The organism is Pandoraea sp. PE-S2T-3 (genome assembly GCF_002179965.1).
Taxonomy (GTDB): domain Bacteria; phylum Pseudomonadota; class Gammaproteobacteria; order Burkholderiales; family Burkholderiaceae; genus Pandoraea.
Genome location: NZ_NGUQ01000006.1, coordinates 10,684 through 25,919, shown reverse-complemented (window position 1 = coordinate 25,919; position 15,236 = coordinate 10,684). Strand labels below are relative to the sequence as shown.

Here is a 15,236-nt window from a genome sequence, read left to right as displayed (position 1 = left end):
GCGCTTGTGCGAGCCCCGGCCGCCGTCCCCATAAGCCCTCTGGAGACATGCAGTGACCCGTAATGCCGCAATTGCCCAAGCCACCGCCCAATACGATTCGGGCGCATTTCTCGATACCCTCAACCGCCGCGTGGCGTTCAAGACAGAGAGTCAGGAAGCCGACAGCGGCGAGATTCTCCACGCTTATCTCGCAGATGAAATGACCCCCGCGCTCGCTGCGCTGGGTTTCACCTCGCGTATCGTGCCGAACCCGGCGCCGGGCGGCGGTCCGTTCCTGATTGCCGAACGCCGCGAGGGCGATGACCTGCCCACCGTACTGACCTATGGTCACGGCGACGTCGTGCGTGGCTACGACGCGCAATGGCGCACCGGCCTGAAGCCATGGGAGATCGTCGTCGAGGGCGACCGCTGGTACGGACGCGGCACCGCAGACAACAAAGGGCAGCACACGATCAACCTGGCGGCGCTCGCCGAAGTGCTTGCCGCGCGCGGCGGCAAGCTTGGCTACAACGTGAAGATGATTGTGGAGATGGGCGAGGAAATGGGTTCGCCCGGGCTCCACGCCGTCTGCGAACAACTGCGCGAAGAGTTGCGTGCCGATGTCCTGATCGCCTCCGACGGTCCGCGCTTGGCCGCCACGCACCCCACGGTCTTTCTGGGCTCGCGCGGTCTCGTCAATTTCAAGCTGAGTCTGAATCTGCGCGAAGGCGGGCACCACTCGGGCAACTGGGGCGGCTTGTTGCGCAACCCGGGCGTGGTGCTGGCCAACGCGATTGCGTCGATGGTCGATGGCAACGGCAAGATTCTGGTCGAAGGGCTCCGTCCGCCGGAACTGCCTGCGTCGGTACGCCGCGCGCTTGCCGGTCTCGAAGTTGGTGGCGGTCCGAACGATCCCGAAGTCGATGCCGACTACGGCGAGCCGGGTTTGACGCCAACTGAGCGCGTCATCGGCTGGAACAACATCGAAGTGCTGGCGTTCAAGACGGGCAACCCGGAAAAGCCGGTCAACGCGATTCCCCCGTACGCCTATGCCCACATGCAGATCCGCTTCGTGGTCGGCACTGACTGGGAGCGACTGGGCGAGATCGTGCGCCAGCATTTAGACGCGCATGGTTTCACGATGGTCGATGTGGAAGTCGAGCGCGGCGTGATGGCGACGCGCCTTGATCCGGAGGACCCATGGGTGTTGTGGGCACTGGCGTCGATGCGCGAGACCACCGGCAAGCCGCCGGTGCTGCTGCCCAACCTCGGCGGCACGCTTCCGAACGATGTTTTTGCCGACGTGTTGGGTCTGCCAACGCTGTGGGTGCCGCACTCGTACCCGGCCTGCTCGCAGCATGCGCCCGACGAGCACTTGCTCGGTTCGGTGGCACGTGAAGCGTTGCAAATCATGGCGGGTTTGTTCTGGGATCTGGGCGACGTCGATCTGAAAGAGGGAAAACCGCGATGAACACATCTGCAACCGCCTCCGGGGCGGGGCACACGGGAAGTCTTCCGGATGTCGGCGCGGAAGCTTCTGCCGATGCGCGGACGACCGCCCACGTGCCCGTCTACAAGTTGATCGTTGCCACGTCGATTGGCAATGCGCTCGAATGGTATGACTTGATCGTCTACGGTTACTTCGCCGTGACGATTTCGAAGCTGTTCTTTCCGGCACACGACGAGACGGTGTCGTTGTTGATGGCGTTGGGCACGTTTGCGCTGTCGTATCTGGCGCGGCCGTTGGGCGCGTTTGTGCTGGGCGCGTATGCCGATCGTCACGGCCGGCGGGCGTCGCTGATGTTGTCGATCGCAATGATGACCGTCGGCACGGGGATCATCGCGTTCATGCCGACGTATGCGGTGATCGGCGTGTGGGCGCCCATCGGCATTTTTCTGTCGCGCTTGATGCAGGGCTTTTCGGCGGGGGGCGAGTTTGGCAGTTCGACGGCATTTCTCGTCGAGCACGTGCCGAACCGTCCGGGCTTTATGTCGAGCTGGCAGTTTGCGAGTCAGGGCGCGAGCACGTTGTTGGCGTCTGCCTTCGGCGCGGTGCTGACGGGGGCGCTCACGCAGCCACAACTCGAGTCGTGGGGATGGCGTATTCCGTTCATCTTCGGGATGCTTGTCGGGCCGATCGGCTTGTATATCCGCAAGTATGTGGACGAGACACCAGCGTTTCAGAAGGAAGCGTTGGCCGCGCGCGAAGCGAGCCGGAAGGCGGCGGATGACAAGGACGCAGGACCGTCACCGATTCGGGAAGTGCTGGCGACGCAGAAGGCGCGGTTGTTGGTGTGCATTGGTGCGTTGATTCTGACGACGACGGCGAACTACATGATCTTGTACATGCCGACGTATGCGACCAAGCAGTTGGGGCTTCCGCCGCAGCAGGGCTTTATCGCGACACTGGTGACGGGCTTCGTGATCATGACGTTGACGCCGTTCGTCGGACATTGGTCGGATCGCGTCGGGCGTATTCGCATCATGGCAGTGGCTGGGGCGTTGTTCTTGTGCACGGTGTACCCGGCGTTTGCGTTCATGAATGCGCACGCGTCACTCGCGACGATGATGTTGGTGATGTTGTGGGTGGGAACGTTGAAGGCGGTGTATTTCGCCCCGATTCCGGCGTTGATGTCGTCGTTGTTTCCGACGCGGACGCGGGCGACTGGGATGGCGGTGGGTTACAACCTCGGTACGACGATCTTCGGCGGTTTTACACCGCTTGCCGTCGCGTGGCTGATTGCCTCAACGGGCAACAAGCTTGCACCGGGGCTGTATCTGATGGTCGGCGCCGTCATCAGTTTGACGACGTTGCTGATTGCGCGAGTGAAGATGGGCGCGCGGTAGGCGGTAGGGTTGTGGGGAAAATTCTGTGCTCTTGCGCAGGGTTAGGGGTGACTGGCGGGCGGTTGAGGTTCAATCGCCTGCCGGGCCTCGGTCAGTGATGTTGGACAAAGCCGCCGCTGCCCTCGGTGAGTGGCGCGAACAATCCTTCAAAAAAGGCGTCACCGATTTTCGCGAGTGTCTCGGCCGGATCGCAGGCGTATCCGACGTGCAGGGCTTTCGACAGCGTGCGGGCGACGTCGGCGAGAATCGTTCCCCAGACGGACTCTTCCGTGATGTCCATGACCTCGGCGTATCGCCCGACTTTCATGGAGCAGTGCAAATCTCCCTCGGTGATCCATACGCGAAGCATTTCGACGGCGCTGTCGTCCAGCAGTGCGGCTTCCGGTATCGGGCATTCATTCATGATTCACCTCGCTTCTCGATGTAGGTACGGAGTTGGAGGATTCGTAAGTGCCGCGAGAACGCGGTCGTTTGCGATTCCTCCGTCTGTCGCCGTTGATCGGCTGGGGCAACCGTACCGCGCCGATTTGCGAAATTTCGCGGTACGCCAGATACGGTTTGGACGAATACGAAGCTTCGAAAGGAACCTCAAGCGCCCGTATCGCGAGGGCTGCGGGGGGATTGTTGACGGCAGTTGACTGCATTTTGGATCACTCTTGGCGAGAGTTTTTGCAGACTATTCACAGGGTGTGGTGATGGGGGTGGGACGGAAGTTGCGGAGGAATTCTCGTACTGGCGCGACGCGAACGAAGGCAACGCGAGGCGTTTTGACACACGTGAGGGGAATTTGACCGCCGAATTTTGGACGTCTGGATCGGGGATGGGGGACGGGGGAGAGGGCTGAGCCCGGTGGTCAGCCAGCCGGGGCATCTCATCGACGGCTCAGCGAAGCGTTGCTTCGGCGGAGATCGTGACCTTGTCAGGACGTGTTTAGTGTCCTGCGGTCAGCGTGTGGCACACATTGCCGATCTCGACCAACTGCCCGGTTGTACTGGCAATCGCTCTGGTTCGTCACCCATCCGTCGCGAATCGTGTTCGCGTATTCAGTCGCGTGGACCTCCTGTACGACGCCTGTCGGAAAATCCGATAAGAATTCAACGAATTTTCAGAAGGAAAAATACTGCACCGGTGCAAAGACCTATGCCTCCCATTTTCAGGTAGTAATGGATATTTTTGTAAATGAATAATAATATTTCGTCTCCGCCTTTGATCCAGTAACCTAAAACATGGCCGATGATCGTGAATGTGAATAAAAATATAAACATCGAAATCATTAAATATAAACATAAAATTATTGATTTTAATTTTGATTCTTTATTTATCATCTTTTGTGTTGTTTATCGAAGTTGAAAATGCTCCGGATAACGCGGAATCTCCGATGTTTCCGGTTATCGATGGGATATTGCTTCTTGGTATTGGTTTTGTTATCGTGAATATTCCCGTTGGAATTAATTCATAACTCTTGGAAATTGGGTTGAATATCTTTTCCGTAGGAATTTTTAGAATACTCCCGGTTGCATAGCCGCCAGACGCCCCGACGCTACTAACAATTCCAGCCATAAACGGATCGTCACCGTTTATTTTTGCGGAATAATAACCGCCTATAGCATTCCAAATAACTGTGGGGTTGTAACTTTTTCCGCCGGTTATTGATGCTATAACTGCTGATCCAATTAGATCCGATAGTTTTACGTCGCCGGTTGTGCCATATTGAATGGCGGCATTTACTGCTCCCGATGTTCCTGCTGCTATTAATAGTTCCTTTCCGGCTACCCCTTGAATTATCGCTCTGGCGCCAAGTCCGAGTGATATCCACGTAACTGGATCAGTGGCAACGTCGATAAATCTATCTGTTTTTGTGATGTTGTCTTGGAGGAATTTAATGTCAACGCTGTTAAGATAATTAACTATGTCTGTGGCATCTTTGTCTTTTAACTTCTTGCTGGATCTTATCTGGATGCCATCGGTATCAAGTGCAACATTTGCGTTCGCGATAATCAATTCCTCCCAAGTCACACATGCCACGCCGCCTCCGGTGCAGGCGTCGACAAGTTCCTTGCTTCTTTCGTTGTTGATCGCAAGGTACTTTTCGACAACATCAAGGCAGTCGCCTTGGGATGCTTTGCAGGCCGAGATTTCCTTATCAAGCTGTCGTGCTTCTTTTTCACTGAGGTAGTTGTTCTCAATCTCGATACGTGCGGATGAGGCGGTTGACGTGGTGTCAATTCCACTGCCGCTGGCGGCGGCAATGCCCGCGACGATACTGGTCACCAGATTTTCACGAGCCTCTTTCTCATCCGCTGACCGATCGATTTCGGGCGTATTGCCAGCGTGATCAAGCAAATTGTTCAACACAACACTCGCGGACGCGCCCAACGCCCCTGCGGAGCAGTTACCACCCGAAGCTGCCGCGCCCGCACACCCAACAATGCCTTGCAGCGCTGCGCGCGCAGTCTCGCTGTTGAGGCCATCGGCGATTTGCTTGACCTTTTCCACACCGAGTGTCTGCAAGTAGCCCACGGCGGCGCGTTGCACGAATTCACCCATGCCAGCACTGACGTTGCCACTCGCCGCGGCCGATATGACTGTGGCGATTTGGCGGTAGGTTCCACCCGGTGCCCATCGCTTCGCGTCTTCGAGTTTTCGGTCCAGTTCCGCAAACTTGGTCGGATCCTTCTCTGCCTCGCGAGCCTGCTTCAACGCTGCATAGTCCTTAACCCGGTTATTCAAGAACGACCCCAACTCCCGCTGCACCGCGTGCATGATCTCGAAGCCGGTCTCGATCTGTTCCTTGTCGAATTTGTTGGTGAGGGCGTTGGCGCCGTCCTTGTCGGAGGACACGTCCCGGTTCACGGAGGCGACCGCTTCTTCCGCTGTCTTACCCGTTTTTTCGCGCTGCGCCGCGTCATCGGTAATCTCGATCACGCCCGCACTGATCCCACTTCGCGTGACGCTCCTCTCGCTACCGCTTGCCCCAGCGACCATCGGAGGCGCCACGCTGATCGACCCGGTCTTCGGTAACTCGCTGCCCGGAGTAGCGTTGGCGCCTGTCTCGGCTTTGCCTTTCTGATCGGTGCCAACTTTGGCGCTGTCTCCGCCGCCCGTGGCGAAGCCGCCACCCAGACTGACGCCGAACGCGTCGAACTCGGCGTGGTTCTCGATATCGCGCTCGGTCAAAGATCCGGTTTTCAGACGATTCCTACCTGCTTCGGCAGCCTTGTCGGTCGACGCAATGACGGCGCCCACGAGATCGGTGTTCCCGCCAACCGTGACGTCAAAGCCCTTGTCGCCGGCTTTGATCCCGGCCTGCTCACCCACGCTCGCGAAATCGCTGTTGATCTGCTGATGGCTGACGTTGATGCTGCCGGAGGCGCCGCCTATACCGACTGTGCCGCTAGCACTGATGGATTGGTCCTTGGATTGGTAGACGCTCGTGTCTTGCAAGCTTTCGATATTCAGGTCGCCGCCGACATCCGCCACGACACGCTCACCAGCAATCACCCCGCCCCTGATATTGGTATCGCCACCGGAGGCAACGTTCGCTTCGCCGCCGGCCGTGACGTGGCTGTACTTCTGAGTCACATCACGACCGTCAGCTTTGCCGCGTGACGCGCTGGCGTTTGCCGTTACGCCAAACGCCGCTCCTTTGCTGCCGACCGAAATGCCCACACCAATGCCGCCTGACACACCACTGCTCTTGCGGTGCTGTTCAAAGGTGTTGGTGCTCGCCTGAATGTCGATATCGCCGTCTGCCTTGAGCGCGATGTCGTGCGTTGCGGTGATGTCGCTGCCACGAACGATCAGGGATGAGCCCTCTCCATCTCCCGTCGCGCTAACCGATGCATTGCCGCCAGCGCTTACCGTCGAGCCAACCGACGTGGTGCTTTCCGTTGTCTCGCGACTCTGCTGTAGTGATCCGCCGACGGTGACCGAGATGCTCACGTTGGCTGCGTCACTCAGGTTCTTGATGCTATCGGCCGCATTCTTGACCGCCAGTGCGCCTGCCACCACACCCAGCGCTTTCATGCGCCCGTCATCGACCTTGCCCACGGCCTTGCCCATCTGGCCGACGGTCTCGGCCGCCGCCAATACCGGGCTGGAGATCGCAATCGTCACGCCCGCTTGACGCACTTCCGTCTCGCGCACACTGGCATCCGTCTCGGCGCTCTCGATAATGGCAACACGCTGGGCCTCGATATCGATATCGCCTTTGCCTGCAATGACCTTGCTGCCTTCCTGCCGGTAATCGTTACCCGCCCGCACGGACATATCGCCCGAGACAGAGCCAACTACGCTCCCCGTTTGAGATGTGCTCTCGCGACGCTGCTTGTCCTTCTCGCTGCGTTGGCCGATAGTGAGGCTCGTGCCGCTGCCGAATACGCCGCTCGTAGTGATTTCGGACGTGTTCACCGATCGCTGACGGTCTTCGGCGGACGTGATCGTGACGTCGCGCTTCGCCGAGATGTTCACGTCACCATCGGCGACGACGTTTGAGCCGGCGATCGCAACGTCCTGTCCCGAGGCAATCGTGACCGTGTCCCCCGACACGGTGCTGCCGATGGTTTGCGTAGCGTGCAACTCCCGGAGGCGTTCCTCCGTCGTGGTGGAGAGCAGGCCGCGCTTGGTGTCACGTGACCACCGCACGTCGTCCTGCTCCGTGGTGACGCCGCCGATGGTCACGTCGCCCGTGGCGACGATCTGGACGGTTCCCTTCTGAGCGGCACTGACCTTGTCTTCAGTGGCTCCTGCAACGCCAACGCCAGTTCCAGTGCCGGTTCGGCTGCCACGCCCGGCGCTGACGTCGCGGTCCCCTGCACTGACATATGAACCAAGGATCGTTGCGTTGCCCTTACGCGATTCATCGTCGGTGACGTAAGCCCGTACGCCGCGCTCGTCGAGCACGCGTTGAATGGCTTCAACTTGTCCCGCACCCATCCCGATGTCGCCGCCCGCACGAATCTCGCCGCCACGAACGGTTTCCATGTGAGTGTCGGCGTTCGCGGCGTAGTCGTCGTTACGCACGCGGCCAGTGAAGTCGAGCTTGTCGGTGACGGCGGTGATTTCAACGTCACGCCCCGCAGCGATGATGAGATTGCCGCCCGTGGTCACTTTCGCACCCTCGGCCACCACATCGCGGCCAGCGGCGATGGCGGTGTCGCCGCCCACACCGATGACCGACGCGGCATGCTCGGTGATTTTCGTAAGGCTGCGGTTGTCGCCGCTACGGCTGCCGTCACCAAAGCGCCGCTCCAGTTCGATGGCGCCGACGGACACGTCACGGCCGGCAACCAAACTGGCGTCACCGCCCGCCTGAATCTGCGCGCCGGTAACGCTCAGGTCGCGTCCGGCGATCACATTGAGCGAGTCTTGAGCGTCAATGCGCCCCCCCGATTCGAGGGTGGTACTCCGCCCGCTGCCGCCGCGACTTTCCCAATCGATGCTGCGCGTCCGACTCGTCACGACAACGTCGCGGCCAGCCTCCACGTGCACTTGCTTACCGGTGATATCGCCGCCGATGTTCAAGACGTCGCGCGAGGCGATGACTTCGACCTTGCCGCCCGTCGCACCATCGACGCCGGCAGTGCTGCCATTTCCTTGCGTGCCACGACGCCCGATGACTCCGTGGTTCTCGATATCGACGGCGCGAATCTGTGTACTCGAATCGCCCACGATCCGTCCGCGGTTGCTTACCTGCTGGCTGGCTTGCACGAGCACATCGCGACCAGTCACCAATGCGCCGCCGGGATGCAGGCTCACACGCTTGCCGTGGGCGAGATACAACGTCGGGACCAGTACCGTTTGCGTCGTCCCGTCGGGTAGCGTTACGTCTTGCCGCACCAGCCACACGATGTCGTCGGTCAATGCCTGCATCTGATCTTCAGTGAGGCGAATGCCCACCCGTAACGTCAGGTCGCGACCCGCGCGTGCACCTTGCGTCAGTAATGCCCGGTACTCGGCATCCGCATCCGTTGCACTCGCGGCGTCGTTGCTGTCGTAACCCCGCAGGCGGGCGCGTCCGGTGAGACGAAGAATCTGCTCGCGTACCAGCTTCGCCTCATAGAACCCGTCGCCAATGCGTCGTTCGATACCCGCCGGGTCGATGTTCAGCAGGTCCAGCATGTAGTTGCTGGAGACAAACGTGCCGTAGTCGGTAAAGCGCGCGTCGGTGACCACGAGATAGGGCTGCGACGGCGACGTGACAATGCTGAACAAGCCGCTGCGCGGCAACGTCAGATCGGGAATGCCACCTGAGACAGCGTCGAGCGTCTGAATTGCGCCCGATACTCCGGTCGACGTGCGCTCATGTTGCGGCGCGTCGATGGCGGATTGTGATGTAGTGGAAACCGATGCGTGAGATGAATCGTTGCCATCGATGACAATACGGGGCTGCCCGACATCCGGGAAATTTGTTGCGATTTGGCTGTCGACCCACCTCGCGTCAATGAGACGACCATCGGTCGATGCCGTGTCGATCACGATGTCTCGCGCGTTGATACGCGTCGATTGGTTCGACGAAATCAAGGCGTCAAGACCGCCGACGATGGACCGGTGCTCTGTCGCTCCCAGTTCGACTTGAGGGAACCAGAAATCGCTGTTGCCGCTCTTCTCGTGCCAGTAGAGATGCGACGTCTGGCGGGTCCGATCGATGCGTTCCAGCCCGAGGCTGCGATTCGTAATCTGGCCGCCGTTGCCACGAATGCCGATATTTCCGCCAGCGCTGATCGACGACGCGTGATTGATCGCGCTGCCGCCGTCAACGTTTAGCCGGAACGACCCTTGCGAAGTCAACGTGCCCGGCGCAGACGCATGAATGATTCGGTCGACGGTACTGTGGGTGGTGATGTCCCGTCGGTACTCGTTCGTGTCGCGGCCATCCTCAATCCCGTGGCCGTAACGGAATATCCGTACGCCCTCGTCAGGTGCACCGGTGATGACGCTATTTCGCCCCTCGTCGACATACGTCGGACGGAGGTGCTCGGCTGGGTCGTAATCCGGCCAGAAGCCGATGATCCAGTTGCCTTTTCCGTCGTCCTGAATGGATTCGAAGTGCTGAGTCGAACGCTTGGTGATATTGCGTGAGCTGAAGTTGACGTCGAACCCAGACCCCTTGTAGACCTCGATGATCGGATTCACTAAGGAGAAGGTCTTCTTGCCGGTATCGAGTGTCGTGAGATGCCCCTTGGGCAGCGTGACGGTAATCGGCGTGCCGGCCACGTATAACTTTTCGGCCGAGAGCTCTGCTCTGGCCTCTCGCCCCCACTGCCATTGAGTGAACGGAATGTTGGCCGGGTTCGGGACTTTGTTGACTTCTTTGATGTCGTAGCTCGGTTGCCCGTGGTCATTCAATTTATAGATGACCTCATTGACCATGGCAGGCCCACCGTCGATCTGGAGGCTATGGCTCCAATGCGTCGTGGGCAATCTTTCACACGGGGCACCGCTCACCGCCTGGCATTGTTCGAACTCTGAGGCACCGGGAAACGTGAGGTAACCCGCAATCCAGATGTGTCGAACCACCGTAGTCGTACCCGCGTCGACGCCGCGCTCGATCGTGACCTGACCGCGCTCGTTCACGAACGTCTTGACCGCGACATCGATGTCGCCACCGGCTTCGATCGTGGCCGATCGATTGGTCAGTCCGGCCGATTGCCGGGCAAGAAATCCGTCAGCGTCGCGCGTGTCCGCCGCGCCGATGCGCAAGCCGTTGAGGCTGTACAACGTTGCACCGCTTTCGTTCAACACCTGACCTTGCGCGAAGACATCGAGTTGCTGCGTCGCCGCCATGACGGCTTGCGCCCCGGCGTTGGTCAGGTGCGTGCCGTCGAATCTGATGCGCCCGCCGATGACGGCGCCGGTGTTAACGAAGGTCGGCGTGCGCAGCCAGACCTCGTCGCCATCGATTCGCGTTTCGTTGTCGATCCGGTCGGTGGCGTTGGCGTAGACGGCCTTCCCCCTGATGCGTCCGCCGTCTTGGTTGCGTAGCTGCGCCGCATGGATCGTCAGTTGTTGCACCGCCTCCAGTTCGCCAGTGATCGTCAGCAGGCCGCCAATCGTCAGGTTGAGATCGCTGTTGGCGCGCCAGAGATGCGCGGGGCTGTAAGTGAAATCGCCCGGCAGGGTGACGTGCAGGTTGTTGCCCGCGCGAAGCTGTCCGGTGCCGATGAGGTGCGTTGCGGTCAGCGTGAGGTCACGGTTGACGGCGATTTCGCCGCCAGTGTGATTGATCCCGGCTGCGAGAAGCGTCGCGTCACGGCGAGCCTGAAGCTGGCCGAGATTGTCGAGCGTGGCCGTGCTCGTGCCGTTCTGCCCGGCAAGGTGCAAGTCCTGACCGGCGAACAGCGTGCCCGCATTCTCTACGCGATCGCCCATGCCGAGCCGAAGGTCGTTGCCAGCGCTGACGTTGGCGCCCGGACCGTTGGCCAAGGTCCGCGCCAGTAGTGAGACGTCACCGTTTCCGGCAATGAAGCCGGTCGGCCGGGACGTCGTTGCGGGGAGCGTGGCGTGGTTGCGAACGACGTCGGCGGTGAGCGTCAGTTCACCTCGCGTGGCGTTGACGATGCGTCCGTCGGTGTTGTCCAGCGTGGCGGCTGCCACGGTGATGGCTTCGTCGGACGTGGTGGGCACACTTTCGCTTGAGATGCCTGTAGCGTCGTTACCTTGATGCGAAAGCGCTTCATCGCTGGCCATTTCGGAGGGGCGCTTGCCCGCAACTTCGATACTCCCGCGAACGTTTTGAATGTCGCCACCGGCGCGCACGTGCATTGTGCCAGTCGAAAAAATCTCACCGTCAGCGTTATCTACATTGCTGCGCGCCGTGAGCGACAGCGTGTCGTTCGTCCGGATGCTGCCTTGCCGGTTGACGGCGTTGCGGCCATTCACCTGCATGGCACCGCCGGCGTGGATCTCGCCATCCGTGTTGTCGAGATCGTCATTGGTCGTCAACGACAACCGCCCGTTCGTGCGCACATGACCCTGCCGATTGACGAAGTCAGTGCCGCTTGCGACGGCGAGCGATTGGCCGGCTTCGAGACGGGCGCCGTCGAGGTTCTCGATGCGGTTCGCCGACACGTTGACGGCGCCATTGCCTGCTATGAAGCCGCCCACGTCGGTGCCTTCAATACGGGCAGACGCACGGTTCAGGAGGTGTCCGGATACGGCAACGTCGAGCGCCTGATTTCCTACGTTGACGATGGCGCCGTTGTCGTTGGTAAGACCGCTTGCCGAAAGCGACAGTTGTGCCGTGCTCCCGGCAGTTTCGATGCGGCCGTCGGTGTTATCGACCCCTTCCGTCACCATGAGGCGCATGCTGTCTTGCGCTACTGTGCGGCCCGACCGATTGACGAATGCGCCGCCAATCGTGGCATCGAGCGCTTCGGCCGCGCGGAGCTCGCCGTCCTCGTTGATCAGATCTGCGGCGGCTTCCAGCGCGAGCGACTTGCCTGTGCGAATCGCGCCGCCGGTGTTGTCCAGCGTGCCGGTGGTCAGGGCCACGTCCGCGTTTGCCGCGATCTGTGCGCCGTTTCGATTGCGGATGGCGTCCACCGCGACGATCCGGGTCTGACCGTGGCCGCTGTTGCGCATTGCGCCGCCGTCGTTGTCGAGTTCCCGGGCGAAGACTTGCAGGTTGTCTGCCGACTCGATCGCGCCTTGTGCGTTGCCGAGCGTCGTCTGCGCAGTCAGCGAGACGGACTCACCGGCGAAGACGCCGGATGCGTTCTCGATGAACGTCTCGGCATCTGCTGACAACGTCCGCAATGCCGTTATGCGGCCGTGATTGTTGGAAAGCGATTCTGCGGTCAGTTTCAGGTCACCGTTCGTGCCGATCTGACCGCTGCGGCTCTCAATGGCCGTGGCAAGGATCGACAGCTTGCCGTCACCCGCATGCGCGACCGTGCCGTTGGTGTTGTCGAATGTCCGCGTCTCGATCCGTGCGTCGCGCGCGGCAAGCTTGATGGCTCCCGTGCGGTTGCTCAGGGTTTCCGTGATATTCAGGCGCGCGGGCGCATCGCCCTGTGGATCGGATTGCACAATCTCGCCCGCGTCGTTGTCGAGCCGGGCCGCATTCATCGTCAACCGGGCGGAGGACATCTGCCCGCGAACGTTGCGGATTGTGTCGGCTGACGTATCAAGATGGCCATCCGTATCCAACTTGCCGCCGGAATTGTCGAGAACATCGCCCACGGCAAGCACGACATGTTGCCGGGCAAGAATCTGACCGCCGGTGTTCAAGAGGCTGCCCGCCGTCTCGAACCGGAACGTACCGTCGGACGCCCATCTCCCGCTATTGACGGCATTACCGGCCGTCATGACCACATCGCCCTTGCCGGCGATCTCGCCTTGGGTGTCGGTCTGCGACGTGTTGAGCAACTCGCGGGATACGTTGATTCGCATCCCCGCATCGCTCAACGCCAGTAAGCGACCGCCGTCGTTGTGCAGCGCCCCTGCGTCGAGCGAGAAGAGGCCACCCGATTGGATCAGGCCGACTTGATTGCTCAACAACCCGTGCGTCAGCAAGTACAGCGCGTGCTTCGCGGAGACGGTGCCCCGGTCGTTGCGCCAGCTATCCGCACTCACACGCATCGTGCCGTTGGTGGCGAGTGTGCCGTCGGTGTTATCGAATCGACCCGTTGACAGGCGCAGCACCCCCGCGCCCGCGTGCTCGATCTTGCCCGACGCGTTGTCCAGCGCCGTCGAGGTGACTGACAGGTCGTCGCCGTTGGCGGTAATTTGGCCGTTGCGGTTATCCAGCGCACCGAGAAGGGCGAGTTTCGTGGAGGATGTTCCCCACTGAGAGATGCTGCCGCGATGGTTGCTTAAACCGGCAGTCGCAACCGACAGGTGTTGCGTTGTCAGCGACGCACCGTCGTGATTCATGGTGCCGAAGCTGCTTAAATTCGATGTGCCGCCGACGCGGGTCGTGGTGCCGGCCAAGGTGAGGGGGCCGCCGAGTGCGTGGAGAAAGAGATTCTGCGGGGTTGTCGTCGACGCACTGGACAGGTCGATGGCGTTCGCGGTGAAGCGAATATTCCCCGTCGTGGCGTGCGTACCGGTGGCGCGCAATGAACGAGCGACGGAGAGCGTGATGTCCGACGTTGGGCCGGGCGTCCCGTCTGGATTGGCTCCAGCGGCAATCGTGCCGCTCGATACCACGTCGCCTGCGTCGACCTGCCAGTGGCGTGCGGCAGACGCGATGCCGTCGTGCTGCCACGTTCCACCAATAAGGAGTTTCACGTCCCGCCCGCCGCGAAGCTGTCCTGTGCTGATCAGGTCGCGCGTCGTGCGTACATTCAGCGCATCATTCGCGAGCACGTCGCCACCAATACGGATGGTGTCGGCGGCAGTGGCATCGAGCACCTCGCCCGCATGGACTTTGCCGTCGATGCGTAGCTCGCCAGCGCTGGTCAGCGTCAGCGTGCCGCCGTTTGCCGAGATGTCGCCATCGATGTTCACGCCGACACCCGCTTCGGTGCCGATGAGCCGGATCTTGCCGGCGTACATGCCGCCTAAACGGGAGACGTCCAGCGCAAAGGCGGGGGCGTCACTCGCGGTGGCCTCGGTCGAGCGCACGTCAAACGTCGTCGCGTCGATCTCGTTGCGGCCGGTCACGACGTCCAACGTCGGTGCGTGAATCGCCGCATTGACTTCGATGGCCCGTGCAAGCAACGCAGCATGCGTGAGGTTGCCCGCATTCAGACCGTTGCCGGTCACACGAATCGCACCCTCGGTGACACGAAACGCTTCCAACGACCCGCTGCCACCAAACACGGGGATGCCGGTTGTCAGTACCCCGCGCGACGTGTTGATGAAGCCGCACCCGTTACAGGTGATGCCATTCGGGTTGCTGACGATGACTTCGGCGCGGCTGCCGGCGACCTCGAGATACCCCGCCAGATTCGACGGCAGTGCACTCGTCACCTGATTCAGAATGATTCGCGCCGGATCGCCGGTCAGATTGGGGTTGCCCGGCACCCATCCCCCCGTTTGCGTCTGCACGATCGAGCGGGCGTTGTTGAGAATGGCGCCTTGTGTCGGCACGTCGAACTGCTGGTACTGGTTATGCGAGACACCGCCCGCCGTCGGGGCCGTGATGTTTACCAGCGGCAAGCCGTTGGGCGTGACGCTGACGCCGGGCGCGTGGGGTCCCGGCGCGGCAACGATTTGTGCGTGGGTTTGCGCGCTGAATCCCAGAACAGTGAACGCAAGTAGCGTCGCAACGGTGCGTTGGCGATACCCGGCAGTGACGGTGGCGGTGACGATGGCGGAGGCACCCTCTCGGCCACAAGCACCCCGGCGACGCGCGCTACGCGATGCCCCGGGCGTACGGCCACGGCGGACATGTTCACCGACGGCAATCCATTGGCGCCGGACGTGACTGAAGACAAGACGGAAGCAGCGTTGATTCATGGAAA

At 60.9% G+C, this 15,236-nt stretch carries 4 protein-coding genes; 2 read left to right on the top strand and 2 right to left on the bottom strand.

The genetic code is table 11. The annotated features are described in order from the left end of the window. The first annotated feature begins 52 nt into the window (after positions 1-52). Both CDV46_RS01715 and CDV46_RS01710 read left to right on the top strand, forming a co-directional pair. Positions 53-1,450, top strand: a complete 1,398-nt coding sequence (locus CDV46_RS01715) for a M20 family metallopeptidase (protein WP_087686738.1) — start codon at positions 53-55, stop codon at positions 1,448-1,450. Next, positions 1,447-2,826 carry an MFS transporter gene (locus CDV46_RS01710; RefSeq protein ID WP_087721634.1) on the top strand — a complete coding sequence of 460 codons (1,380 nt, stop codon included), beginning with the start codon at positions 1,447-1,449 and terminating at the stop codon, positions 2,824-2,826. Before CDV46_RS01715 ends, CDV46_RS01710 begins: the two co-directional genes overlap by 4 nt. Positions 2,827-2,917: 91 nt before the next feature. Here the strand turns inward: CDV46_RS01710 and CDV46_RS01705 are convergent, their stop codons facing one another. Both CDV46_RS01705 and CDV46_RS27315 read right to left on the bottom strand, forming a co-directional pair. Beyond that, on the bottom strand, positions 2,918-3,229 hold the full coding sequence (locus CDV46_RS01705; RefSeq protein ID WP_087721633.1) for a DUF5076 domain-containing protein: 312 nt from the start codon (positions 3,227-3,229) through the stop codon (positions 2,918-2,920). A gap of 911 nt (positions 3,230-4,140) precedes the next feature. Continuing rightward, positions 4,141-15,231 carry a two-partner secretion domain-containing protein gene (locus CDV46_RS27315; protein ID WP_087721631.1) on the bottom strand — a complete coding sequence of 3,697 codons (11,091 nt, stop codon included), beginning with the start codon at positions 15,229-15,231 and terminating at the stop codon, positions 4,141-4,143. Positions 15,232-15,236: the final 5 nt, after the last annotated feature.

Excerpts from the sequence above, each read along its gene's own strand:
- CDV46_RS01710 (WP_087721634.1), top strand. The coding sequence starts at position 1,447 with ATGAACACATCTGCAACCGCCTCCGGGGCGGGGCACACGGGAAGTCTT.
- CDV46_RS01705 (WP_087721633.1), bottom strand. The coding sequence starts at position 3,229 with ATGAATGAATGCCCGATACCGGAAGCCGCACTGCTGGACGACAGCGCC.
- CDV46_RS27315 (WP_087721631.1), bottom strand. The coding sequence starts at position 15,231 with ATGAATCAACGCTGCTTCCGTCTTGTCTTCAGTCACGTCCGGCGCCAA.